The organism is Vibrio orientalis CIP 102891 = ATCC 33934, assembly GCF_000176235.1.
Lineage (GTDB): Bacteria > Pseudomonadota > Gammaproteobacteria > Enterobacterales > Vibrionaceae > Vibrio > Vibrio orientalis.
In genome coordinates, this window is record NZ_ACZV01000005.1 from 1156223 (window position 1) to 1181416 (window position 25194).

Sequence of the window (25194 nt, forward strand, 5' to 3'; positions counted from 1 at the left end):
ATAAAAGCTTATGAAAATTCTTGTAGTGGAAGATGACCCGCGCCTAGGCGAACAAATTGTTGAAACTCTTGAGAAAACTGGCTGGGTGCCAGAGCTCTCTCAAGATGGCATCGATGCATTGTACCGAGCGACCTCTGAAGAGTGGGACGTGATTGTCCTCGATCTAGGCCTTCCGAAACTTGATGGTTTGACAGTTCTTAAAGGTATTCGAGACGAAAACATTAACACGCCAGTTGTTATCCTAAGTGCACGAGACACACTCACGCAGCGTGTTGAAGGCTTAAATGCTGGTGCTGACGACTACTTAACCAAACCGTTTGAAATGGTTGAGCTAACCGCACGTATACGCGCTCAACTGCGCCGCGCTTCGGGTAATGCCTCCCCTGTGATGCAGATTGGCAATCTGAGTTTAGACACTCGTACTTCCAAGGTAATGTGGCAAGGCCAAGCAATTAGCCTCACAGCACTAGAATACAAGGTTGTTGCCTATTTCATGCATAACCCTGAGAAGGTCATTTCACGTACAGAGTTGGTTGAACACATCTATAAACAAGACTTTGATAGGGACTCAAACACCATCGAGGTTTTCATTGGTCGTATCCGCAAAAAAATCGCGCCAAAAGTGATCAAAACCGTTCGCGGTCTAGGATATCAGCTTAATGCCGAATAATAAGCGCACCCTGCTTAAGCGTCTAAGTTTAAAAAGCCGCCTCGTACTGGCGGCTATCGTTTGGTTAACCGCGATGGTCATTGCGGCCGGTGTCAGCGTGCCCACTCAAGTATTTAACTACATGGTTGGCGACACAAAATCTCAGCTGTCTATCTATATGGATGAGATTTCTGCCTCTCTCGAAGCAGACGACAAGGGTGCACTAACTCTTACTACTAACCTTTCTGATCCTCGTTTTAACCGCCCATACAGTGGCCTCTACTGGTCAGCAAGAACCGACGCTGATTTACTGCGTTCTCGCTCTTTGTGGGATCAAAAGATTGAAGCCAAGAAAGGCCTAAAGAAAGAGTATTTTGGTGCGAGAGATGAAAAACTCATCTACCTAAAAACCACACTCTATTACCCCGACTACGATGGCCCAATTGAAGTATTGGTTGGTATTGATGAACAGCCGATTGAAGATACAGTGCGTGATTTGATGAGTCAGCTTTGGATCATTCTCGGCCTACTCTACTTTGGTGTGCTTGCGGTTATCATGTTGCAGGTTCAGTGGTCATTACACCCATTAACCAAAATGCACAAAGAGCTCTCGCAGCTCCGCTCTGGCGATAAAAAGCAGCTCGAAGAAGATTACCCGAAAGAAGTCGCGCCGGTTGTTTCCGACTTGAATGCTTTGGTGTTTCACTATCAAGAGCTACTAGAACGCGCGCGACATCATGCCGGCAACCTCTCTCATGCGTTGAAGACTCCGCTTTCAGTACTGAAGAACGAGATTCATAACTTTGACAGCGAGACACAGAAGCTATTGCAGCCTCCTGTTGATCAAATTCAAAGTCAAATTGATTACCACTTAGGTCGCGCTCGCATGGCCGGCTCAAAGAACATTTTGGCGGTACGTGCGAACCCTTCAGAGCGTGTTGACGCTATTTCTATGGCATTTGATAAGGTCTATGCTTCACGCGACATCGCGCTCATCAACGAGCTTGATTCAGATATAGAAGTCGCTGTAGATAAGACCGATCTCGATGAAATGGTGGGTAACTTACTGGAAAATGCCTATAAATGGTCTGCAAGCATCATTCGTGTTCATTCACAGCTAACCAACGATGGCGATATCGATATCATCATTGAAGATGACGGACCGGGTATTCCTGATGATAAGCTTCAGCAAGCGGTTAAACGAGGTGTTCGTCTCGATGAAACGACCCCTGGCACTGGTCTAGGTCTCAATATTGTCAGTGAAATGGCACACAGTTATAGAGGCAAATTTACCCTATCGGCTAGCTCTATGGGCGGCTTAAAAGCGGTGCTTTCATTTAAGTCCTCAAATTAAGCTTGGCCAATACTCATAAGGCGATGCTCCTGCATCGCCTTTATTTATATCACTTGGACATAAGCTCACTATGGTTGCAAATAAAGAGCCACCTTATGTCCAACGAGGATGGCATGGTCATTATCTAATTCAACGAACGTCATCCTTCCATCAAATGCACCAGGCCTAACAAACAATTGCTCAACTAAACCTTCTTTCGCATCATCCAACTCTAAAGGCGTGTGCGTGTCATACATAAACATCATTCCTTGATGGTTATGTGTGTAGGCCCCTTTCCCGGAAAAGCCCACCTGACTACTAGGCAACATCGCAAACACCCCGTAGGTTTGATTCTCTTTTAACGTTAGTTCAAACCTAATCGGCAATGATATTGACTGAGCATTTCTATAATCGTCAATCTCTATGTGCGTTACTGTATTACTGTTAAAGTGACGATTGTGCTCAGACACCCCAAACAAAGCCAATAGCCAACCTAAAGCTAAGCCGCTAATCACGATAAAAGAAGCAATAATGTTATTCACAGTTCACCACCCCACTCCCAGTATCAAAACTCACTGAGCGGCCAGCGGAGTCGACAAGTAAACTCAGCTTTTCAAATTGGTATAGTGTCGGGTTTTGATAGAAAACCTTCTCACCCTGTTGCTGTGGCATATAACTGCACTGTTTATAGCTCGTTACCTTATAGCCAATGATTAATGGGCTCTTGTAAAAATGACTTGCCCCAATATAACCGACAAAGATCGCCAAAATTAAGATGCCGAGCGCCTTTATCACTCGAATATGTCCAGCGTTCAGTTGTGCCGTCACCTCAACCTTTGTTTCCAACTCCTTGATTGGTGGTGTTTCAATAACTGGCTCTAAAGGTTCTGTTACTTCTGAGATCGACGTGATCTTTTTTACTGACCCCGTAAACTCATAACCGATTCCTCTCTCGGTACGGATAACTTCACCGGCTTTATCTTCAAGCCCCCTGCGGCATGTCGAAATCGAGTGCAACAAACTGCTACTTTCTACGACAATTCCTCTTTTGTGCCAGACTTCGTGCATGAGCTCGTGCTTACTTAACACTTGACCTTGATTGGCAAACATATAGTTCAACAATGACAGTTCATTTACCCCGATAGGATGGCGAATATGACTCTTTAAGCTGTGAATATAGCTGCCGTTTTCATCCAAGACGTGTGCGTCGTTGATCAGGAACATTACAGCCTCTCCGTTACAAACTCGAAAGAGTCATCAGGTTCAGACATAGACGCAATGGCGACATAAGCCATCGGCACCACAAATAGAGAGAAGAATGTTCCAATCGTTAATCCACCAACGAGTACTAATCCAATATTGATTCTCCCAAGCGAGCCCGGGCCTTCAGCAAGCGCTAAGGGCAAAGAGCCAATGATCATGGTCAATGACGTCATTAGGATTGGCCTTAAACGTGATTTGGCACTCATCAATGCCGCAGTTTTTGCTCCATAGCCCTCTTTACGTTTTAGGTTGGCAAACTCCACCAGCAAGATGCCATGTTTAGTCACCAAACCAACCAACGTGAGTAATCCAATTTTTGAATATAAGTTCAAGCTATGTCCAAACACGTTAAGCGTTACCAAAGCCCCAACAAGACAAAGCGGTACGGTCAGTAGGATAATGAGAGGATCAACAAAGCTCTCAAATTGCGCCGCTAATATTAAGAAGATAAAGATAAGTGCGAGTCCAAATAAAATCTGGGTACCCGCTTCAGACTCATTAAGTTCTTTAATCACACCGTTGTATTCATAGCCTTGCCCTGCTTTTAGTAGCTTAGGTAACTCGGCGTCAAGGTACGCTTGGACATCACTCGCACTGTATCCAGTCACCAAATCCGCTGTAATTTCCGCCGCATCTTTACCAGCAAAAGTTTTGATATTGGACTCTGCCGTCACAGGCTTAATCGATACAAATTGCGACAGTGGTAATCTCTGCCCAGAATCGGAACTGACATACAGCTTATCGAGAACCCTAAAATCGCCTAACGCTTGACGATTCACCTGAACCTGAATCGGATAAGTAAATCCATCTTCCGCTTTAAGATCAGCCGCTTTCACTGACCCAAGAAACGAAGAGATTGCGCTAGTCACGTTTGCGTAATTAACCCCTGACAGGATAATTGCATTACGGTCTATGGATAAGTCAAACCTTAATTGATCACGATGCATAGAGTTGTTGGTATTACTCAAACCTTTATAATCATTAAGCAAACCAACAACTTGTTCTGCTGTTTTTGAAAGCTCGTCTAAGTCTCGATTAGTCGTCGTGAGCTGAATAACCACGTTGCTCGATACATTCAGATTATCAGCTGAACGCACTGAGAAAGAGACGCCATAGGCTGATAAGGTCTCTTTTGCTTTGATGGTAAGTTTATCTATAACATCAAAGGCTGACTCTCCTCTTTCCTCCCACGACTTCAGTAAGATATGGTTGGTTGGCCCACCTTCAATATAAGCTAGGTTTGCCTCTATAGAATCATTACCTGAGAAGACATCATTCAACTGATGTGCATTTTCTAAGTGGTAACTGCGGCCTGCACCTGTCGGCGCATCTGAGCTCACTTCAATAAATCCCGTGTCTTCAGTTGGTAATAGCACTTTAGGCATCATAAAAATGGAAACACACGCGAAACCGACTAAAGTTGCTATCACACCTAATACGCGGATCGGGTGTCTTATCCATGCTTGTAAATGCTTAAAGTAACTCTCTGTTAGACAGTCTAGCTTCGCATCGACCCAAGAGAACCATTTCGGCGATGCTGATGAAGACTTGAGCATATAAGCACTCATCATTGGTGACAGTGTTAATGCAACGAAGCCCGATATAATGACAGAAGCCGCCAAGGTAAACGCAAACTGTCGAAATAAGTCTGCAGTCAGCCCCGACATTAAACCGATTGGCAAATATACCGCAGCCAATGTCAGGGTCATCGCGATAACCGGGAATACAATCTCTTTACAGCTTTTCAAAGCGGCAGAAATGGGAGGATGGCCTTCTTCTACATGACGGTAACAATTTTCCACCACTACAATCGCGTCATCAACAACTAACCCAATCGCCAATATAATCGCTAGAATAGTTAAAACGTTGATACTAAACCCTAGCATGGCCATAACTGCGAACACGCCAATCACACACACTGGTATCGTGATTAAAGGAATTGCTGCAACACGCAGTGAGCCCAAGAACAACACGACAATAACGGATACCAATACAACTGCTTCAACAAGTGTCATGAACCCTTGATCAATTGCCTCTTCAATGAAGTCCGCTTGGTTATAAACCATCTTCATCTCAATGCCATCTGGCAGCTCCATCTGCTGCATCGCTTGTTTTACACGCTGTGCGACCTTAACTGGGTTCTCATCTTTAAGCGGCAATACCTGCAGTGACATCGCTTGATGACCATCGATATGTAACGTACTCGGTGTTAGGCTGACTTCTCCCATCTCTATATTGGCGACATCACTAATACGGATGATTTTGCCGCTTTCTACACGAATCACGAGATCACGAACGTCTTCAATGGAAGTCACCTGATTCACAGGATTAATCGCAAAGTCACGGACTTCACCTTTGATCGTTCCCGCAGTGAAGGTGGCATTGTAGGTACTCAAAGTACCAACCACATCAGAAGCACTCACATTCAGAGCAGCCATACGTTCAGGTAGCAACCAAACTCGTATCGCACGTGAGGAACCACCATATGGGCCCCATACTCCTCCAACACCTTGAACATTTTTAAATTCAGTTGCTAATTGCTGGCTGATGAAATCAAACATTTCTTGCTTGTCCATCGTTCCCTTATTAACAAAGGTAATGATGTTACTTGGCATACTGGTTTCCGAAGAGTCGTCTGTCACCGTAGGCTTATCAACCATTGCAGGAGGGAAATCAGAAATACCATCAATTTTGCTGCGTAAGTTGTTCATTAGACTTGAGTACTCAACGTCACTAATGCCATCTTTAAACAGAATCTTCATCGAGCAACTGCCTTCGCTACAGTCCGTCGTCATCGACTTGACCTTATCAAGACCTGTCACCGCTGAGATCAACTTATCGGCGACATTTTGGGACATGAACTCAGCACTCGCACCGTTTATCGATGCATTAACAGACGCTGATGAAGTTTGATGTTCGGGAAAATACTGTATTGATAGCTTTTGAAATGAGACAAGACCAATCAAGACGATTGCAATGCTTAATACTGATGCAAACACCGGATGTTTAACACAAATTTCAGGTAGCTTCATTGTCCACCTCTACTGATTGATTTTCACTCTTTCTACTTTCTTCTACTCTTTTCTCTTCTGCCGTTTTATTCTCATCACGAAGAGCTGGCAGTGTAATTGAAGGCTTCGAACCCTGTACTATCACAGGAACACCAATATCGAGATTTTGCTGCCCGGTAATCACAACACGCTCTCCGACACTCAAACCCGATTTAACTGCTACATACCCGTTGTTGATGTTTTCCCCTAATTCAATAGGCTGTTTTACCGCTTTATCACCCCTAATAAGCCAGACAAATCGTTGCTTTCCATCAGCACCTACCGCTGTTTGGGACACAACCACATGATTAATCGACTCACCAATATCTTGGCTTACCTTAGCAAACATTCCTGGCACTAAGCGGTTGTCAGCGTTATCAAGTTTTGCGTGAACTTCAACTCGACCAGAACTTTCATCGACAAGTGGCGCGATATAATCAACTCGACCAGAGAACGTAGAATCACTGTATGCATCGACCTTTAAAGTCACCGATTGGCCTAATTCCGCCTTACCGACTTCAGACTGAGAAATGGAATAATGGACTTCGACGGGGTCGAGTTTAATTAGATGTACCAGAACAACCGCGGCTTCAACACGGCTACCAACAGAGTGTGAAAAACTGGTTAGTTGGCCATCAAATGGCGCAATCAATTGGTAGCTCTGCAAATCGGTCTTTCTTTGTGAATAGTCCGCTTCGGCCAACGCAACTTGCTGCTTCAACTCTTCAACATCTTGCGCTGACATTGAGTCAGGTTGCTTTTTAAGAAGAGCTAATACACGAGACAGCTTTGACTTTGCAAGAGCAAGCGAACTGGATGATTTTTCTAGTTCAGCTTTGGCTTTCGAGTCATCAAGCTGAGCAATTAAATCACCTTTTTTGACGGTATCTCCGTCTTTAAATTGAAGAGATTTTAGTTTTTCTCCGGCACTGAATGTTAATGCAGCTGAGTCAGTTGCTTTCAGTTTCCCGACTTCTTCAATCGTCATAGTTGCAGCAAACTGCTGAGTAATTTCTACTGTGACCGGAACACTTTCCAAGGTTTTTGATAGTGCAGCTGTACTAAAGACTGATACAGACAAATATAGAAAAGACAAAGATAGCGTCTTAGTTTTGTTCATTGAGGCAACTCTAATGAGTGGAAATTACTGTTGTTATACTCAACAATCTTTTCTCAAAGTTAGAGCTTTGTCAGTCAGATAATAATTCATCCTTAATCTACCTTAATAAATATCAAGACATTGATTTTGTTAGATTAAGGGACAAAAAAGCCCACATGTTCTCTAATGAGAATGTGGGCTTTTAGATCTTAAAAACCGAGCTTATTCAGTAGTGTCCGCGAATAAATATGAGTATCTTGGGGCAACAAGTATCATTTGTTTGTCTGAAACGGGGATGAGTTTTAGATCTTCTAATGAATGCATACCGCGCTGAGAAAACATGATATCAATGACTGATGCATCATTCTTAGATGGAATGACTTGTTCTGATGTTTCAGGCATTAGAGACAAACCATGGCGCTGAAAGTAGTAATCCCCCGATGCATTGAAACCAACTTTCTGGTCTGTTAAAAAATACATTTCGTACTTTCCTGAACGCTTTAATTTTATCCCTGCATTCAGATCCATAAGATGTAAACCTTCGTTTGATTTGATCACAATACTGGTTTCACTCTTTAGTGACCTCGAAACTGTTGGCGATTCAATTTCTGCCGCTAGTCCGCCGACAACTAATCCGGAGACAATGCTTGCAAATAATATTTTATTATTCACACATCACCTCCACTTCGCTCGGAAGATAACTCACAGACTGACCATCTTTAGCAACCAGTATGACCTGATTATCTGAAGAAAATGCTCTTACATTATTCAGAACTATTGGCTTTGACGGGTCTTGAGTCGGGACAATGCAACCCAGATAACGTTGCTCTGTGTAATCGGCTTCCACCCAAGGAGTGCTGATTGCACCGTATAAAAAATACGCCGCCAATGCACTGGCACTAAAGGCCGCTAGATAACGAGTATTGGCTTTCTTAATTGTTAAGGGAGCGACATCCTGAGTGTCAGTCAAAGACGGCTGTGTCGATGGACTCTGATAAGAGGATACATCGCCATTAAACTGATAACCCACACCTCTTATTGTAGTGATGATTTCTCCATTTCGGTCATCTAACGCTTTACGACAAATCGAGACTGAGTGAAGCAAACTACTCTCTTCTACTACCACCCCTTTTTTAAACCATATTTCATCAAGCAATCTAGCTTTTTCTAAAGGAGTTCTAGAGTGTTCAGTCATAAATTGCAGCAATGCAACTTCATTGCTTCCCAGCGCTGTTTTTACACCACTCTTACGCTCTTCCAAGATGCCGGTGAGAACATTGAGTATGTACTTATCGTTAATCATCAACATAGCTAACTGTCTAAGTCTTTCTCTTAATGCCCATAACCATATCGTATATTCCATAAAATGAAAAAGCCCAGCACGAGGCTGGGCATAAATAAGAGGAACATTTTATCTAATTTATATAAACTGGCCTTCCGGACACGTTGCTATTCCACTTGAACAATACACCGTTCACTCAGCTGTCGATATTGATTCTGCATAACATCTACGAACTGATCTGCACTGGTAAAGTCACTGATTCCTTCACCAAGAACCACATCGCAGTTAAACGGAACAAACATCGCTGTCCCTTTGGGTAATGATGCGCCTAAACCACGCATAACAACGGGTACCACCGAGCATTGAGGGTAATCTTTGACTAAATGATATATCCCCTTCTTAAGTCCACTCATGACTTCTGGTTCACCTCGACTTCCTTCAGGAAATATAATCAATATATCTCCTTGTTCTAGAGCCTTATGACACTCATCAAAAATCGCCTCTTTTTGCGCTTTCGAGGGTGATCTTCGAATTGGAATAATGCCAATAACATTCAGTGACAACCAAGCAACTAATGGGTTAGCTAAAAAATAATCGGCCGCGGCTACAGGGCGAACCTTGTGAATGATGCTGATTGGAAATAGCGCCAATAACACCAATGTATCTAAGTGACTATTATGATTCGCCGCCACGACAACCGGCCCTTTCATCGGCAGATTTTGTCTATTGATGATATTCAGCCCTAGGCCAATAAACACGAGTGGTTTTACGAAAAACAGTATAAATAAAACTCTGAGTATTCTCGCCATAAGTCCTCAATAGTACAGATAGTAGATGTAATGGAAGAACAGTGGCGCAGTAAACATTAAACTATCAATGCGATCGAGAATCCCACCATGGCCCGGAATAAACTGGCTGGTATCTTTAATTTTCAAATCCCTTTTAACGGAAGAGATAACCAAATCACCAATAAAACCACTAAAAGCAATGATAACGCCCGCAACCAAGCCTTGTACTCCTGTTAACGGAGTCAGGTATGGCGCGACAAAATATGAAGCAGCAATAACCGTCAATGCTCCACCAATAAAGCCTTCCCAGGTTTTGTTGGGGCTCACTTTCGGGACGATCTTATGTTTGCCAAACGACTTACCCCAGACATATTGGCAAACATCATTGAATTGAGTGAATATCAGCAAAAACAGTAACATCCCCATTGAGCCAGCATCAGGGTTCAAACTTGGTAGAACTAATAAATAGGCCATGTGACTGATACAAAAGACTGTCAGCATCAATGCCCAGTGAATAACACCCGCGGAGCGAATAAAACCTTTAGTATCTCCTATCAGCACTGCGACCATTGGTAGGTACAAGAACATGTATACAGGGATAAAGATGATGTACATGCCGTACCAGCCAATCGATAACCAATAATATTGGAACGGAATCGAAAGGTAAGCCCAAAAGATGACTCGACGGTCAGTCATGCGCGTTGGAACAATAGAGAGAAACTCTTTGAGCGCCATGAAACTCAAAAAGCCTACGAAGAACAACGTGTATTGCAGAGGTAAGTAGAGAACGACGAAAACGATCCCTATCATCCACCACCAAGAGCGTATTCTAAGTTTTAGCTCTAGGTAATCACGCTCTCTGTGCCTTCTAGACAGCCAGAGATAGACTAGCGTTCCTAACACCAATATCGAAACGATAGCGACCATGATATTGAACGAATGCAAAGGGATCCCTAACATTGTGATTCCCTCTCTTCTGGCTGCGCCTCTTCACTCACATTTTGTGCTTTATATTCAGAGATAAAAGCGAGACGCCTCCAAGTAGTATAAATACCGCCTAACAGCATTATCAGCAGGGCTACATCCATGCTGTAAATAAAGATATTTGGTAGCCAACCCAGTGCATGCTGCAAGAATAGCAGCAAGTAGACTCCCGTTAAGAGCGCCATGCGATGCTGCTTCGCCATAGGGCCGCGAAAATCAGCTGGCGCCCCCATGCTTACTCCCAAAACGCGGACATAAGCAGTCAACACCGCCACTATTGCGCTAGTCCAAGCGAGCGGCATACCAAAGACTGACTCCGTCGCAAAGCCTGCCGCAACAATAAAGAGAGGATCGGCAATGCGGTCTGGCACATCGTTATAAAGCTCCCCTGCTGGAGTTTTCTTTCCTCCTTCGATCGCAACCATGCCATCAAACAGATTACACAATAGACGCAGCTGGATAGTGACGGCCGCCAATAACAACAAATAGCTTACTGGCAAGAAGTGGTAACTAAGCATGACGCCATAGCCCACAACGGCAAAAGCGATGCTCATTAAAGAGATTTGATTCGGAGTGACGTCTTTTTTGCTTAACCAAATGGCCACTTTGCGGGTGATGGCGACATCACGCACGGCAAGAGGCCTGCGGTTATTTTCTTCAATTGGGTCCTTGTCCATGTAACCTCTCAGAGACAGCTGATTTGCTTAATAGGAAATATGCAATGTGGTGACATTATAGCCATGCTGACTTACTCTAAGGACGTAAAGGCCATTAGAGTGAGTTACTTCTATCGCATTTTTATAAATTAGGGAGAAGTGTTAGTTACTCGCTAGGTGGTGCAACTTTGATTTAGCTCGGTCAGTTTATGTCAGAGTATACTTTATTGACTCTGTCCCAAGGGATTGGGTCCAAGAGGGCTCCTGCATCTTCAGATCGCTCAGCAATCCTCTTACTATAATTCGCTCTGTAGATTGCAGCATCATTGCCAAATGTATCGGCCTCAAGCTCAGCGTCTGGCGCCAACTCCGTAATATATTTATATTCCCCACAACCACGTAACCAAACTTTAGTATTTCCGTTAGGCAAAAAACCAAAAATCATATCTGTCCGATAACAGTCACGAACCACACCATCATAACGAGTAAAAGTTTCTTTAGTGCTCATCAGCGTCTTGATATCCGCTGGTAAGTCCCATTTGGTGGTGAAAAACCTTTGGTTTGAAATCGAAGCCCAATAAAGATATACACTGTCCGGGAGTGTTTGGGTACCCGTTACTTGACTGATTTTGGTTACAGGAGTTCCGAGAACTAACCCAAAACCGTCATAATCTGCTATATCTTGTCTTATTCTGTTCAGGTCGCTTCTACGCATAAAGTGCATGTCATTATGAACAGAGGATGTCCAATCTTGTTCTTCATTCACACCATAAGCTTCGGTTACTTTCGCAGGATACAATGAGGACATGGCATAACCAATTCGCCATTGAGGCATATCTTCAGGAACGCTAGGTACTTTTGCAAATGCATTGGAAACTACCGGAACTAGCAGTAGTAATGTGGCCATTAATTGCTTCATGTTAGCTTTCCTTTTTGCATTCAAATATTTCGCGTACAAAGGTATCGTCAGACTCGTGAGGTTTATTAGCAATCGAACAGTCCGAAGAATGGTGAATTAAGTTCGCTTTCATAAGACTAGTCATAATAGAGCTATCTTTGACTTCTTCAACATTGCTAACATCGAGCTCACCTAAAAGCTCCCCATTTTTGGCTGCAGATAACGCTTTTTCGCAAAACTCTCCGAACTCATAACCATCAATAGTTCTAGGTGCAGAATAATAACTGTCTCCCTCTTCGTTCCAAATCTCGCCTTGTTGATCGTCTAGAGGGACCTTTGCATTTTCAGCAAACCCATACATGACCCTTAGGTATAGACGTGATAAGTCGCCTTCTACTACGCGTTTTTTTTGAAGTGTACCTTCCAAATAGGTTTGGTCATTACCTCCACGTCTAACAGTTTTGTAGTCAACGGTATAATCATCTTTGCTCCAACCTAAAGACACCTCATGGTCGATGACTTTTTTGAACTTTTCATCTAATGAAGCTTTAACCTTATCGTAGTTCCAACGACTTATATCTCGTCTTAGTCGTTTAATTGGCTTTGATTCGAGTAAAGGTAAGAGATATCTATTTTTTTCCTGACCACCGACTGTTTCATAAGCTAATGTAGACTGGTAGCCACCACCTAGATCTGAGTGAGCACCTGGTACAACAAACTCTTCAAATTTGCCATCCGAGTTTACTTTGTTTAAACAGAAGTTATATCGATACTCGGTCTTTTTATGCGCTGTAAGGTGGACGACTTTTTCAATACGACCGGGGTCGAGCCAAAGTCTGACATCGCCGTTATTATCGTTATGTGGCGTGAAGTCACCATTCAATGGGTCAAAAATCGCAGCAACAGTATCAAAAATACCGACAAACGTTATACAGCTTGACTCGTTACTTTCCCAATCAAAGCCCGACTTGAAGCTAATTGAGTTAGCCTTGCATGCCTTAGAAAATTGAGAAGCAAAAGCTCCTTTCTCACCATCAGCTACCACATTGGTAAAATGTCTCGCCGCTGCCGCACCTCTACTAAAACCAAACACATCTAGCTCAATGCACTTTACCCCATCAGCATTGATCTTTATAAATTGCTCTGATTCGGAAATCGGTCCCAAAGCTTTACACAACTTCTCAATACCGGTATCAACTTTTGCTATTACGCCATAGTCACCTGTCCCAAATGCTTGCCCTGGAACTACGGACTCATCCGCTGGCTTAGAATTGTCAACCTCATTACCGGTGCCAATACCTGTAATATATTCGGGATGAACAAATGTTCTACTCTCTGAAATGTATTCATCTCTCAAGTACAAATCATGGAGCTTCTGGATATTTGTGAGTTCATTCGATGCACTACCATCAACGGCATAATCTTCTTCCCAGAAGAAATGAAATTTTTCATCCTTTGGATATTTGAACATGTCACCCGGCCATTGTGTAACCGGTTTGTCCTTATGCACCTCATACTTAGGTCGCCACTTGTAGTAATACTTATCTAGCTCTTTCTTACCCCACTCGGCGCTGTATGTGTTATTACCTGTTCCATCAAAGAACATCCCGACACGTAAGGTAATGAAGTTAAAGCCACGCACCTGAAGTACGTAGCTTTTATCGGTGATGAGTGTGAGTGAATCGGCTTTACCTTTCTCATGACGTGCAGGCAGGGATTGCCCTTCCGCTAACTCGGTGAGATCTCCGGCAGTAACTTCAACAAACTTAGCTTTGGCACCGAGCTTATCCACATGCTCATTGGCGAAATCAGCCGTAGGTTTCGAGTCAGCATTCGGCTTATGCTCATCTTTTTGTGACTCTAGCAACCACTGCTCGCTATCTAAATGGAGCAACACCGGGCCAGAAGCCAGTCCTTCAAGGTAGATAGGGGCTTCGCCTAATGTAACGCTGAACTCGTTGCCTGCTGAATCTGTTAGTGTCCCGGAAACGCCATTGAACGGCTGATTAAATTCATCTCTAACAAATATTTCGATCCAGCGAGAACACTGTTCGCACGGCAAAAAATACGGGCTGCTGCCTGTTTCAATAGTCATATCCAAACCTCTTTTAGGGTTTCTAATTCTTTAAGCTCTTCGAGGTTTAAATGAAAAGGTTGCGACAGTTCGCTCAAATGAGTTTGAGTCTGGCGAGTCACTTCAACCAAAGCGCAAGCCTCCATTTGGTCTTGCTGATACCCTCTTTCCTTTGCTTTTTTCAATGCATTCAAAATCACTTCATTCGGATCAGATAACCGCTCCATCATTTGAGGGAACAGGTTCCACCATCTTCGTTCGATCGATTTAGCATGAGTATTTTCGTTATAAAGCGCAGACAAGTGATGAGGCTGAACTTTCCACCATGTGTCAGTGTTGAGATCAAACGTTATCTTAGATTGATTGGCGTAACAGGTAAGGGAATCGTCCACTATGGCAAGCTGGTCGATGTTGCCCAGTAAACTATTTACTTCGCTCTCTTCCATTGCCGACAGCATTGGCCCAATGACTTGCTTGTCGTAAAAGCGAAACATCACTTCTTCACCTTCATATGAGGCCAGTAGTAAGCTTCGTAAATGGACGAGTAGCGACTCAAATTCAGCCGAGCTTTGAATGCCAATGCCGAGATTAAGCACGTCAGCTTTTACACTCAGCAACTCCTCTGAAACAGGTACTAGCCATGGTGACAACGCTTTTGCTGACTCGAATGTAGGTCCAGAAAAAACGGGGACTGAATCATCGAACCCAAAGCCATATTCTTTAACCGCTTTCTGATGGGTATTGGCATCGGCCAACCAATAATATTTACCCTCATTCAATTGAAACCATTCAGATAACATTATTTCGCCCCTTCTTGGGGACAAGGCTTCACAAGAGGAATACGGCTCTCTTCGGCTAATAACAAGGCTTGATGGCGTACCGCTTTGGCTACGTCTGGTGTAGCAGGAGCCTCTACCCCGTTTGGTAAACTGGCGACTATCCCGTTGTACGCCGTTCCTTGCCCGGCACTCCCACCAGCATTGAGGTTAATTGCAGGACCACTTAAGCTAACGCCACTTCCATCAACCGTGACAAAGCTTCCTCCTGCTTTTAGGGTAATTTCAGCGCCAGCTTCAACAACAATCTTGGCCCCGGATTTCAATGAGATTTCTCTGCCTGCTTCGGCGCAGATTTTTTCGCCTAGCTGTTGATGAAGGCTGCTCTCAAGGACTTCACTACTACTTCCTTTAATGTCCAATCGGCTTTCACCATCTATCGTCAGGTGTTTGTCTTGATTAACCTGCTCAAATTGATCGTTTTCAACCAAGACATGATGATCATTGTGAATGACCGTATTCACATCATTTTTGACCTTGGCTTTAAAGTCTTTTTGTCCGTGGATGTAGATTTGTTCACGCTCTGACTGATCTTCAAAGCTCAGTTCATTAAAGCCGCTACCTTGGTAGGTTTCAGTTCTAAATACTGTTTTCGTCTTGTGCTCGGGTAGCTCATAAGGCGCCGGGTTATTCGCGTTGTAAGTTCGACCAGTAACGATAGGTTGGTCAGGGTCGCCATTTAAGAACGAAACGATCACCTCTTGTCCGACTCTTGGCAGAGCAACCATTCCATATTGAGACCCTGCCCAACTTTGTGAAACTCGTACCCAGCACGAGCTATGTTCATCAGCGTTTGAGTACCTGTCCCACGGGAAATGCAGCTTCACTCTACCGAACTCATCGGTGTATATTTCTTCGCCTTCTGGCCCGACGACCGTGGCAATAGAAGAACCATCAACGATCGGTTTTAACTGGGGTAAGTACTTCCATTGGTGGTATTCCGGAATAAGGATTAATTGATTATGGTAGGTTGTCGCCCCTGAGCCGGCCTCTTCCTCTAACGCTTGTGGTTGCTCAGCATGAATTGTCATCGAAACCACTTGCCAATCTAGACATACGTTTTGGTCAATATGCTCAGATAAAGTGAATCTCATACCGGCTTTTAGTCGCATTTCATCACTGTTCGCTTCCGCGGTGTGGCTATAACGACGTAAGGCTTCTAGACGGGCTTTACTCAAGTTTTGGCTCAGTCCATCACTTTGATGATCGCCAAGAAAATCAAAGTGCTGATAGCTTTCCATATCTTGGTAGCCCTCATCACCTGCGCGTTGCTGCTGAGAATATCGGTAAGAAGGTTTGAGGAAGCTGTATTCATTTAGATCAACCTGACTCACATCAAACTGCTTGGTTTCTTTCAGACTCGATATGCTAGTAATGTCCGCCTCTCCCCCCGAGGCAGGTGCATATCGAATCGGGTCAGGCAGCTTGTCTAGAGAGGTACTGATGTCACTAAAGACCACACGACTCTGGCCTTGTTCATGATCAAAGCTGTAGATCATTCCTTCTTCAGCCATCAACCTATGAATAAAGTCCAAGTCGGTTTCTCGATATTGAACGCAATATTCACGCTGAGGATATTCATTTTGGAGTGCAAAGGCGTATTCAGATATCCCCATCTCTTGCAGAAGAACAGAGATGATTTCAGGTGATGATTGATACTGAAAAATACGACTATTGTGGCGCAAAGATAGGCGCTCTACAGGAGGCACAAGTTGAAGCGAATAAAACGTATGATGGTGCCCGGTATCACCCTTAGTAAAAGCTTTTACAATGCCGCAGACGTTACGTTGCAAAACGCCGTTACGACGCAACTCAAGGCATACATTTTTATCAATCAACTCATCAGGAGCAATATCAGAACGTCGGCTGGCAAGCTCTATTTGGTAACGATAGCCACAACATAATTCGTTAGCCTGAGAGAGATCATTCGAGAGTGATTCAAGACCAGTGAACTTACGAACGACAAAGGCTTCTTCGTCGACTCCATCAACTTGAATGTGAAACGTCAGTCTTGGCATGGTACTCCCTGTGCGATACTCATAAGCTTGTTCAGCGAAATTAAACTCATGGTGTAACGCAAGGTTGATGCCAGTTCAAAAGCCGTGAAATATCAACACTGGTTCATGTTTAAGTGACAAACGTGAGCAAACAACTGCCCAAACGATACAAAAAATCACTTATGGGCAGTTTTTAGAATCCTTAGCTTTATCTATCCGACACGAGTAACACTCGACCATCTGTGTAGTAGTCATGCTCTTCATCCAGATAAACTGGCTGCTTAAGCAGTGCAAGCTCCACTTGTTTAGCAGGAAGCTGCTCACTGATTTGAGCGGCAAACTTGTCTCGCTCTGCATCCACATTAGGGTCAACGCTGTGCAGCACCGTCACAATCCCCGAATATGGCGTTAACTGCAATCCATCGTCATAGCTTAGAGCGCCAACCCAAAACTTCTGTTTATTTACCGCATCAATGCCCGCTTGCCACCAACGTATATGGCTGCGCCTCATTAAGTTACCGGGTAACTGAAAAGCCATCTCCTGCGGGATATCATTCCAATACAAATCAGAAACGGGTGGCGTATTGTCTTTCAGTAGTCTTATGTAATCCAAAAATTCCAGGTCATTTCGGGAGAAGGTTTTGTTCTCAATCCAGCCGAGTTCTAACATGAGATTTCTTGGATTTTCACCATAATAAAAAACGTTCACCGCTTGGGCATCAAAGATGGACGACTTGCCCGGATAGACTTTGAATGTCACGTTCTGAGGGGCAACTTCTGTCTGCGCGAGTCGCTCAGTCTTGGTATTTGCTTCTTGTTGGTAATCATCCGCATAAAAGAAAAAGTGCGCATAATTGGCATACAGCATTGAGAGCGCAAACACAGCAGTAAACTTAGCAAACATAAAGCGCCAACGAAGCTTTCTACCGACAAGATAAAACGCAACACTAATACAGATAGCGATAATGCTTGGAAGATGCTCTGTGGCGATCAATTTCGCTTGCGCGATCATAGGAAACCGCTCAACACCATAAGACAGCAAGTATCCCCATGCGACAAACTGCGCCACGCCTAGCACAAGACCAATACTCGAAAAGAGTGTAAACCTTTGCCAAGTTACTTTCTGCGTCCCCGCAATGAACGGTACTACCCAAGCTACCGGGCCAAGCAAGCGCGAAAATGCCAGCACATAATTGCCCTTCTTGGCCATTAAATGTCGACAGCGTGCAATTGGCCGACGAGTTTTCGGCTGCCATTGAATAAGCTTCTTTTGTGCGGGCATCCCGAATTTTCGGCCAATGAAGTAGCTTGCTTGATCGCCAATAAAGCCGCCTAACAGTACCGCAATCACACCACTTATTACCCCTTGGTGTAACTGATACCCCGCCGCAATCAAAAACGGCTCACCGGGAACAAATAAATTGGGGCCAATTAGAGCATCCAATAAGGCCCCTACGAATAAACTGAATCCTTCAAACATCGTCAATCACCCAGCAATTATTGCTCTTTGTAGTGACCGAATTTGTAATCCATCTCGTTGTTACGCATCTCACCATAGAAGAAACGACGGACATTCGCTTTTAGATAGGTTGCCCCCATCTTAAACACCCCATCTTGGTCTAATCTTCGAGGATCAAAGCCGAAGGTAAGATTAAGGAATCTAAAGCGCCAAGTCTTACTTGCACGTTTTACATAGTCACAGTCTTCGCATAGAACAATTTCCTCATCGAAGCCGTTCAACTGCTGGTGGACACGCTTGGTAGAAAAAATGCAGGCCCCAACCGCGGTTGGAAAGACGAACTGAGTGACAAACAAACCTAAGTTAAACAGGCCATAGCCAAACTTATGCACCAGAGGAAGATTCTTCGACCCCATATACACGCCAGCGACTTCTAACTGCTTGTCTTCTAGTTGGCTAATCGCGTTTGCCAAGAAGGTCGGTTCTAACTGAACGTCGGCATCCAAAAACAGTAAACGCTCATGCTTAGCCAGTTCGGCGCCGGTGTTTCTGCCTAAGCTCACGCCACGGGTTTCCATTTTATGTACCGTCAGCTGCGGTAATGACGACTCGTAAGCCGTTGCGACTTCTCTGGTTGCATCTTCACTGTTTGAATCAACAACAATCACTTCAAAGTCTTTGTGTGTTTGCTTACTTAAGTCTTCCATTAAACGACCGATTCTCTTTTCTTCGTTTAACGTGATAACAACAATACTTACTGGGCCCATAATGCGCTCCTTATAATCTTGAATAGACAGGTTTGGTTAACTTGGTATTAAGATTACAAGGCACTAACTTAACCCGTAGTGAGGGCTTTATTCAGATCCGGTTCATTTACTCGCTCAGACCCACGCAAAGGTGAGTTGAATCAAAGTTAACCGATTGATTCTATTTGCCCTTAAAATAGAGGCTAAAAGCTGAATATCTATTGCTAGAATGGGGATTGAGTGATAGTATCCGCGCTCGCTTACAGAGTTACTACCAATTTCTCTTAAGCGGTTAGACACTTAACAAGGTCGCATTGTTAGTGTGAATATGAATATCTTAATTTTTTGAGAGTAATACTATGAAATTTGAAGCAGTAGTACGTACTGAACTAGGTAAAGGTGCGAGCCGCCGCCTACGTCACGCTGGTAAATTCCCTGCAGTTGTATACGGCGGTGAAGCAGCACCAGTAGCTATCGTTCTTACACACGATGAAGTTATGAACCAAATGGACAAGCCAGAATTCTACGAAGCAATCACTCTAGTGATCGACGGCGCAGAAGTTAAGGTTAAGCCACAAGACGTTCAACGTCACGCGTTCAAGCCAAAAGTTGAGCACATGGACTTCATCCGTATCTAATTTCCTTCCAAGGAATTAGTTGGATTAAATCCAGCCTTTTGCATATAAGATAATCGGCCTTACCATCCGAGAAGTCTAAAAATTCGAAACCCCGATGCTACCAACATCGGGGTTTCACCGTTTTTGAGCCCTCAAAAACGCTCTCAATTCTCTTCAACTTACTGAAACTTTGCCACTTTAACTCCCCCTACAATAACCACATCATTTTTGGGTGGATTAAGTGTGGACGAAAGGTGGACTTATGCAGTAGTTTCTCTCTCAACTATCTTAGACCCATTTTCACCACGACTCAAATTACTGCCCCACTCCCCCTACTTTATTTTTTAACTCTAGAACATATCCGAAAGTGCCTCCTAAAGCCTCTAAACGGCTTCGGAGTAAATCCTCCATCAGTGATATACTTCCTATTAAATCGCTTACTGGTGAGGCTACAGAAATGAAAATGATGACTTTGACCGAGCAAGAGCTACTCGAAGGATTAGATGCTCATACTGCACATGCAGATGAACTGGCAGATTTGGTTGAAGTAGAGGTAGATTTAGAAGTCGAAGAAGAAGGCAGCCACGAGTAAAGCGCTCATTCGCAGCTGCTTATCTTTAAATTGACCTGAGGGATTAACTCATTTTTGGACAATTATCATTTTCGGAAATTCGAACATTTGCAATGCATGAATAACTTTTTATAAGGCAAACTTGCCAATTAGTGCGCCTTCGTACAGTGCGCACTTTGCAACCTTAAGTTAAATGGAACTAGTTTCACATTTGAAATGACAACGTCACGTATCGGTACTTTTACGCTCCCGTATTTAACAAGGGAACAAGTTATGAAGTATCACGAAATGACTAAGAGTCAAATTTTCCGTGAGTTTAACTGTGGTTTATCTATAGAAGACGTAGCTCAGATATGCTGTAAAAGCATAGGGACAGTTCGAGGATGGGATAAAGGTAATCCTATTCCGAATGAATGCAGAAAACTAATGAAAATACACAAAAGAATGGCCCTAAGTCATTACGAAGAATGGAAAGGGTTTAAGGTAGTGGCAAACAAGTTGGAGCTTCCAACTGGCCAACTGGTATCACCTCAACAGGTACTGACGGGTATTGCGCTGCTAGAAATACAATCAGAATTAGAAATTAAAACTTCACGAAAGCTGTTAAGTTACGCTAGGGTACTAGCATCACTAAAGTAAAAAAGAGGGCATTAGCCCTCTTAAATTATGTAAGACCACTTATCTCATTGTATAAGTCAATCAAGTGAGTAATCGATAAATCTAAAATTGGCTCATACATAAATGAGTTTAAGTGAATGTTTGAACATACGGTGACACTAACTTTTTTAAGTGTAGGTAAATGTTGTGAATCTGGAAATTGAGTTTCGAATTCTTTACCTAAGAGCCTGCCATAGGAAAACTGAGTACTCCAATAATCGGCTCCCTTAACTGTTCTCAATTCCTCAGTTATAAACTTTTCTGCTTTTACTCGAATTGCTATGGATAAAAGAACCTTATCTTGTAAGTTAACACCTTCATGATCAGCTTGGCTGACGATTGAGCCTGCGGTATCAAAAAGTAAATCAATCATATAGGAATCCTGATTCTCAGGATTATGTTCAGTAGAAAATACCTGATTATATACCTCGAAATATTGACCAACGGTTATGTCACTAGAGCCTTGCTTCCAATGTAGTAACTTTGTCAGAAGTAGATAGCCTTCATCGTCCGTGCCAGTAGTAAACTCAATTAGGTTTCTAGTGAATGGTACGCATGAATATAGAATTGAATTAGAAGTTGTTACGTGTTTCTTCCAAAGCCCAACAAAGATGTTTCGTACTCCCTCTGATTGAACAAGTTGCAACTCTGTCTCTGATTTATTCACCATTAAACATCGTTTATCAGGGATAAATGACAGTAATAGAGAACGGTAGAAATCGAAGTTATGAGTTAGGATTACTTGATAAAAGAACTCTGTTTTATTCAAGTCATCTAGATACTGCAAAATTGCATGCTTGTTTTTATAGTCGAAAGAATCAGCTACATCGTCAATTATGAAGATTGTTTCTAGAGACTCCCTTTTTCTATACTCAACGTCAAAAATAAAGCTAAGCAAGTACAAAGCTCGGCGTTCTCCTTGGCTGAGGGAGGATATTTCATGGCGTTCGCATTCTAGGGTGTCTTCTTTATCTGTAAATATGAACTTCAATACAGCTTTTGATTTTCCTAGAATTGCGTCAGATTGATTAAACAAACCTAACTTGAATGGCATATCGACAAAACGAGAGTTAAAAAGTTCTATTGCATCCAGCCATTGAGGGGCTTCTTGAGCAGCTTGCTCCTCAAGTTTTTGGATCTGTTCTTTATTCGATTCCCATGCTGACAAAAAAAGATCTACTTCAGGACAGTTCTCAATATACATTCGCCATAGTTCTTGTTTGAACCATTCGCGTTTACCAGGATTCAAATTAACAATTAAGGATTCAGCTTCAGTTGGACTGCTCGACTCTAAGAGAGTTTGGATTGCCATAGATTGAGCATTTTTTGCCAATTTAGTTTTGAGAGTTTTGAGCTTTGTGTCTGTATCTATCTCTTTGTTTACTTCTTTAATTTTTTCTTTAAATTCTTCTAGCCCAATGTCTCCGGTGTCACCTTGTATTTTTATGGTATGACCAGCGTCGAAAAAAGCGTTTTTTTCTAGAGCATCACGACTGGCGTCAGCTTGGTTAGGGTTAAAAACTCCTTTTAGATATAGTCCTCCACTTGATTTAAAAACATCGTCATAGCGTTCAAGAAACTCTCGTGCTTTTAATACAAACTCAGGACTGTCTAGTACTTCTACTGCCTTTTGATGAAAAACATCGGCATAAAAAACTTTATCTGATGAGAATGTAGGTGAAATAGTTTTTGCTTTTTGCAGAGATTCGATAAGTGACTGTGCAGGGAAATCTTTACGAATTGTTTCTTCTACGTCAGCTTTTTTAACCTTTGAAAGTTTTTGAAGTTTCGAAAGCATTTTAGATTTAGCACTTTCAATATCTTTAACTAATGAATCATATTTCTCTTTACTTTCTCTGTTGATCAAAAGGTTAGTGACGGATTCGTCATCAGTGGTGAGATCTATGTTTGAATTGAGGACGTAGATAGAATTCGGGTCTATCTGATCCCCCTTGAAATTAACATTCGCAGTGGAAGGGCGTTGAAACCTCTCTTCCTGAGGTTGTTTCTCTTGTCGTAAAGCATCAAATGTTCTCGTAAACGAGGTTTTCATTAATCCATTTGGAGCGTAGATGGCAAAAGCTCGATTTCCACGACCAGAAAAGTCGAAGTCATACTTTAATTCTGAAATTCCGTAACAGTTCTTCAATTGCACATTTAATATAGTCATCCAACTTCCTCTAGTAACAAAAGCGTCAATAGTGTTATAAATCAATAGATTAGATTGAATGGTATGTTATTCCATAAGAAAAGTGAAAGCTGACTTGGCGATTTTGATAAGTAGACCTGATAGTAAGGTGGAATTTACCCCCGTAATACAACACGGGAATTCACGGCGAACAGGATATGAATGAGTAAAAGGTCTATCCAACAATGGGGCAAGAACAAGTTAGGAAAACTCGGACACACAGCTAAAAATGTTCTGACTTTGAACACTCTGCCACTCCTGAAATGACAAAAAGTGTTCTAACCTAGAACACTTTTAAGATCGGTTGTTGGAATCTAACCGCTAATTCAACGCCCTAGATAAACCGCAGTCACTTCCTCTCGACCGTGTCCTAGCTCTTCGCTAATGATCATTCTGGCTTCATAGTCACGCAGCTTGTCTGCACCACTCAACCCTTTCGTTGACGGCCCTCCCGCAGCAGGAGCGCTATTACCCGTCAACTCAAGGTATCGCTGGTGCGCATACGCATGCCTCAGGCCATGTGCACGATCGAGTCCCATCTTGATACATGCTCGTTCGTATCTACCTAGGTGCGTTTTATACGTATCCTCTTTCGGTATAAGTGATCCATCCCCCACCCACTTTTTTATCGAATCGATAAGTTCACGTTGCGCTTGGGTTCTGATTGGTACGGTTCGCGGTCTAGCGCCTTTTGTTTTAGTCAGGACTAAGTGATCACCTTTATCTGAAAAGCGCAGTATTATCTTCATGCACTCTTCTCGGCGAAGACCAAAGGCGGCCTGTAATCTGAAACTCGCTTCTAAATAGCGGTTATTGAGCCTAGATAACTGCTCATTTGATATGTGGCGGGACCGATTGATGTTTGTAACGTAGTGGCGCTTTTCAATACCGAGAGAAGCATTGTTAGCGGGTATAAGACCAGGCTTACCAATTTTTTCTGATAGCCATCTTAGGTGAGACATTCGGTTTTTTATTGTACCTGCCGATAAGCCTTGCGATTGCCAATGAGTTAACAACTTTACGGCGTGTCGACGGCCAAAGTTCTTTAGCTCTAAGTTTCGTACATTCAGCTCTTTCAGTAGACTGTCCACCAGCTTGAGCACTTTCTTTCTCTCTGCTTGAGTGGCTTTCGAGCCGTCTGGGTTTCGGTTTAGTAAACGGGTAATTTGGAAATAGAAATTAGTAGCCATGCGCTAACCCTCTTCTTGTTCAATGAAAAATAAAGAGCCGTGGTTTCGGCTCTTTCTCTGTCATTCGAAGGTTCTTATTTCACGGGTGCAGTAGTTAGGTATCAATGCGATTTCAGATTAGTGTTGTTACCCCCGTTCATTTCGACAGAACGCCTATCGCTTCGTTGAAGCAATTAGGTAATGGAGTGAGACTACTGTGCGGTCAGAAATTCCGAACAATTGAATGACTGTAAGCCATGTGCAATTGCTTAATCCCCAGAAGCCCGTTGGGCTAGTGAGATAAGAATGCGCTGGTAATTAATTGGTTTCTTTTACAAGTAGGCTATGCAGCAATGGCTGCGTATTTAATTCCATTTCATTGTGTGCGATGGAGGCTGAGTATTCAAATTTGGTGACGCTCTCAGCGCCAGTTTTGCTTCGGCGTCATTCGTTGATAATTCTGAGAATCGGCTCGGAAGGTAGTAAATGCGGGCGCTGTCTGTCCTGTCACTCCTTTATTAGTAGTGACAGGACTAATGCAATCTCGCTTTATCTATCTTGTTTTTATGGTCATATTCAAAGACGTTTTCGTCCTATTGTGAGTTAGACTCTTAAATCTCCCAGCCCAAATTTGCCTTAAAATATTTGAGTCATTATCACACTATTGACAGTGGATTACCGTTATGTACTGAAGAGAAAATTTCAACTAACCCCAATAGCTTCTTGGGACGCTTAGTCATCTCAAAAAACGGTTAATGCTGTATGGTTTAGGGTATATATATTCGTGCCTATAAAAATTTGATTGGTGTCGACAAACAGAAAACCAAACTTGGTGCTCAGCAAGTATGCACATATAATCTTGGTGAATATTTGTATAA

At 43.0% G+C, this 25194-nt stretch carries 22 protein-coding genes; 5 read left to right on the top strand and 17 right to left on the bottom strand.

Translation table 11 applies throughout. The features are described from left to right. Positions 1-10: 10 nt before the first annotated feature. Entirely contained in the window at positions 11-670 is a 660-nt protein-coding gene (locus VIA_RS16040; protein WP_004414242.1) for a response regulator transcription factor, read from the top strand. Beyond that, the gene (locus VIA_RS16045; RefSeq protein ID WP_004414243.1) at positions 660-2003 is read left to right on the top strand and encodes an ATP-binding protein; all 1344 of its coding nucleotides are present in this window, start codon (positions 660-662) and stop codon (positions 2001-2003) included. Before VIA_RS16040 ends, VIA_RS16045 begins: the two co-directional genes overlap by 11 nt. 68 nt (positions 2004-2071) lie before the next feature. Here VIA_RS16045 and VIA_RS16050 read toward each other — a convergent pair whose 3' ends face one another. The 15 genes from VIA_RS16050 to VIA_RS16120 all read right to left on the bottom strand — a co-directional run bounded on the left by VIA_RS16050 (position 2072) and on the right by VIA_RS16120 (position 19135). After that, positions 2072-2524 (bottom strand): hypothetical protein, encoded by a 453-nt coding sequence (locus tag VIA_RS16050; RefSeq protein WP_004418003.1) that lies wholly within the window; start codon positions 2522-2524, stop codon positions 2072-2074. After that, on the bottom strand, positions 2517-3206 hold the full coding sequence (locus VIA_RS16055; protein WP_004414245.1) for a winged helix-turn-helix domain-containing protein: 690 nt from the start codon (positions 3204-3206) through the stop codon (positions 2517-2519). Before VIA_RS16055 ends, VIA_RS16050 begins: the two co-directional genes overlap by 8 nt. Then, positions 3206-6277 carry an efflux RND transporter permease subunit gene (locus VIA_RS16060; protein WP_004414246.1) on the bottom strand — a complete coding sequence of 1024 codons (3072 nt, stop codon included), beginning with the start codon at positions 6275-6277 and terminating at the stop codon, positions 3206-3208. The genes VIA_RS16055 and VIA_RS16060 overlap by 1 nt, the downstream gene beginning before the upstream one ends. Next, the gene (locus VIA_RS16065) at positions 6264-7415 is read right to left on the bottom strand and encodes an efflux RND transporter periplasmic adaptor subunit (protein ID WP_004417870.1); all 1152 of its coding nucleotides are present in this window, start codon (positions 7413-7415) and stop codon (positions 6264-6266) included. The genes VIA_RS16060 and VIA_RS16065 overlap by 14 nt, the downstream gene beginning before the upstream one ends. A gap of 201 nt (positions 7416-7616) precedes the next feature. Beyond that, a complete protein-coding gene (locus VIA_RS16070) occupies positions 7617-8066 on the bottom strand; it encodes a hypothetical protein (RefSeq protein ID WP_004417871.1) in 450 nt (149 codons plus the stop codon). Then, positions 8059-8703, bottom strand: coding sequence for a winged helix-turn-helix domain-containing protein (locus VIA_RS16075; RefSeq protein WP_004417873.1), 645 nt, complete (start codon positions 8701-8703; stop codon positions 8059-8061). The genes VIA_RS16070 and VIA_RS16075 overlap by 8 nt, the downstream gene beginning before the upstream one ends. Positions 8704-8843: 140 nt before the next feature. After that, entirely contained in the window at positions 8844-9485 is a 642-nt protein-coding gene (locus VIA_RS16080; protein ID WP_004414250.1) for a lysophospholipid acyltransferase family protein, read from the bottom strand. A 6-nt stretch (positions 9486-9491) separates the two neighbouring features. Continuing rightward, positions 9492-10424: a phosphatidate cytidylyltransferase gene (locus VIA_RS16085; RefSeq protein ID WP_004417875.1), complete on the bottom strand. Its 933-nt coding sequence runs from the start codon at positions 10422-10424 to the stop codon at positions 9492-9494. Next, positions 10418-11125: a CDP-alcohol phosphatidyltransferase family protein gene (locus tag VIA_RS16090; RefSeq protein ID WP_004414252.1), complete on the bottom strand. Its 708-nt coding sequence runs from the start codon at positions 11123-11125 to the stop codon at positions 10418-10420. The genes VIA_RS16085 and VIA_RS16090 overlap by 7 nt, the downstream gene beginning before the upstream one ends. 181 nt (positions 11126-11306) lie before the next feature. Further along, positions 11307-12023, bottom strand: a complete 717-nt coding sequence (locus tag VIA_RS16095; protein WP_004414253.1) for a DUF2931 family protein — start codon at positions 12021-12023, stop codon at positions 11307-11309. A 1-nt stretch (position 12024) separates the two neighbouring features. Continuing rightward, positions 12025-14097, bottom strand: a complete 2073-nt coding sequence (locus VIA_RS16100) for a phospholipase effector Tle1 domain-containing protein (protein ID WP_004414254.1) — start codon at positions 14095-14097, stop codon at positions 12025-12027. Continuing rightward, entirely contained in the window at positions 14094-14876 is a 783-nt protein-coding gene (locus VIA_RS16105) for a DUF4123 domain-containing protein (RefSeq protein WP_004414255.1), read from the bottom strand. The genes VIA_RS16100 and VIA_RS16105 overlap by 4 nt, the downstream gene beginning before the upstream one ends. After that, positions 14876-16930 (bottom strand): type VI secretion system tip protein TssI/VgrG, encoded by a 2055-nt coding sequence (gene tssI, locus VIA_RS16110; protein ID WP_004414256.1) that lies wholly within the window; start codon positions 16928-16930, stop codon positions 14876-14878. The genes VIA_RS16105 and tssI overlap by 1 nt, the downstream gene beginning before the upstream one ends. A 187-nt stretch (positions 16931-17117) precedes the next feature. Beyond that, the gene (locus VIA_RS16115) at positions 17118-18389 is read right to left on the bottom strand and encodes an LssY C-terminal domain-containing protein (RefSeq protein WP_004414257.1); all 1272 of its coding nucleotides are present in this window, start codon (positions 18387-18389) and stop codon (positions 17118-17120) included. Between the two features lie 17 nt (positions 18390-18406). Continuing rightward, a complete protein-coding gene (locus VIA_RS16120; protein ID WP_004414258.1) occupies positions 18407-19135 on the bottom strand; it encodes a glycosyltransferase family 2 protein in 729 nt (242 codons plus the stop codon). Between the two features lie 338 nt (positions 19136-19473). Here VIA_RS16120 and rplY point away from each other — a divergent pair, with 338 nt between their 5' ends. From rplY to VIA_RS16130, 3 genes are all read left to right on the top strand, one after another. Then, the gene (rplY, locus tag VIA_RS16125; RefSeq protein WP_004414259.1) at positions 19474-19752 is read left to right on the top strand and encodes a 50S ribosomal protein L25; all 279 of its coding nucleotides are present in this window, start codon (positions 19474-19476) and stop codon (positions 19750-19752) included. A 436-nt stretch (positions 19753-20188) separates the two neighbouring features. Continuing rightward, positions 20189-20323: a hypothetical protein gene (locus VIA_RS22605; protein WP_004414260.1), complete on the top strand. Its 135-nt coding sequence runs from the start codon at positions 20189-20191 to the stop codon at positions 20321-20323. Between the two features lie 252 nt (positions 20324-20575). Beyond that, positions 20576-20941 carry a phage protein gene (locus VIA_RS16130; RefSeq protein ID WP_004417879.1) on the top strand — a complete coding sequence of 122 codons (366 nt, stop codon included), beginning with the start codon at positions 20576-20578 and terminating at the stop codon, positions 20939-20941. Between the two features lie 25 nt (positions 20942-20966). Here VIA_RS16130 and VIA_RS16135 read toward each other — a convergent pair whose 3' ends face one another. Then, complete coding sequence (locus VIA_RS16135; protein ID WP_004414262.1) at positions 20967-23129, bottom strand: hypothetical protein; 2163 nt, start codon at positions 23127-23129, stop codon at positions 20967-20969. A 344-nt stretch (positions 23130-23473) separates the two neighbouring features. Continuing rightward, positions 23474-24337 carry a phage integrase N-terminal domain-containing protein gene (locus tag VIA_RS16140; RefSeq protein WP_004414263.1) on the bottom strand — a complete coding sequence of 288 codons (864 nt, stop codon included), beginning with the start codon at positions 24335-24337 and terminating at the stop codon, positions 23474-23476. Between the last annotated feature and the right edge of the window lie 857 nt (positions 24338-25194).

Coding starts and splice junctions, on each gene's coding strand:
- VIA_RS16040 (WP_004414242.1), top strand. CDS start 11: ATGAAAATTCTTGTAGTGGAAGATGACCCGCGCCTAGGCGAACAAATT.
- VIA_RS16045 (WP_004414243.1), top strand. CDS start 660: ATGCCGAATAATAAGCGCACCCTGCTTAAGCGTCTAAGTTTAAAAAGC.
- VIA_RS16055 (WP_004414245.1), bottom strand. CDS start 3,206: ATGTTCCTGATCAACGACGCACACGTCTTGGATGAAAACGGCAGCTAT.
- VIA_RS16060 (WP_004414246.1), bottom strand. CDS start 6,277: ATGAAGCTACCTGAAATTTGTGTTAAACATCCGGTGTTTGCATCAGTA.
- VIA_RS16065 (WP_004417870.1), bottom strand. CDS start 7,415: ATGAACAAAACTAAGACGCTATCTTTGTCTTTTCTATATTTGTCTGTA.
- VIA_RS16075 (WP_004417873.1), bottom strand. CDS start 8,703: ATGTTGATGATTAACGATAAGTACATACTCAATGTTCTCACCGGCATC.
- VIA_RS16080 (WP_004414250.1), bottom strand. CDS start 9,485: ATGGCGAGAATACTCAGAGTTTTATTTATACTGTTTTTCGTAAAACCA.
- VIA_RS16085 (WP_004417875.1), bottom strand. CDS start 10,424: ATGTTAGGGATCCCTTTGCATTCGTTCAATATCATGGTCGCTATCGTT.
- VIA_RS16090 (WP_004414252.1), bottom strand. CDS start 11,125: ATGGACAAGGACCCAATTGAAGAAAATAACCGCAGGCCTCTTGCCGTG.
- VIA_RS16095 (WP_004414253.1), bottom strand. CDS start 12,023: ATGAAGCAATTAATGGCCACATTACTACTGCTAGTTCCGGTAGTTTCC.
- VIA_RS16100 (WP_004414254.1), bottom strand. CDS start 14,097: ATGACTATTGAAACAGGCAGCAGCCCGTATTTTTTGCCGTGCGAACAG.
- VIA_RS16105 (WP_004414255.1), bottom strand. CDS start 14,876: ATGTTATCTGAATGGTTTCAATTGAATGAGGGTAAATATTATTGGTTG.
- tssI (WP_004414256.1), bottom strand. CDS start 16,930: ATGCCAAGACTGACGTTTCACATTCAAGTTGATGGAGTCGACGAAGAA.
- VIA_RS16115 (WP_004414257.1), bottom strand. CDS start 18,389: ATGTTTGAAGGATTCAGTTTATTCGTAGGGGCCTTATTGGATGCTCTA.
- VIA_RS16120 (WP_004414258.1), bottom strand. CDS start 19,135: ATGGGCCCAGTAAGTATTGTTGTTATCACGTTAAACGAAGAAAAGAGA.
- rplY (WP_004414259.1), top strand. CDS start 19,474: ATGAAATTTGAAGCAGTAGTACGTACTGAACTAGGTAAAGGTGCGAGC.
- VIA_RS22605 (WP_004414260.1), top strand. CDS start 20,189: ATGAAAATGATGACTTTGACCGAGCAAGAGCTACTCGAAGGATTAGAT.
- VIA_RS16130 (WP_004417879.1), top strand. CDS start 20,576: ATGAAGTATCACGAAATGACTAAGAGTCAAATTTTCCGTGAGTTTAAC.
- VIA_RS16135 (WP_004414262.1), bottom strand. CDS start 23,129: ATGACTATATTAAATGTGCAATTGAAGAACTGTTACGGAATTTCAGAA.
- VIA_RS16140 (WP_004414263.1), bottom strand. CDS start 24,337: ATGGCTACTAATTTCTATTTCCAAATTACCCGTTTACTAAACCGAAAC.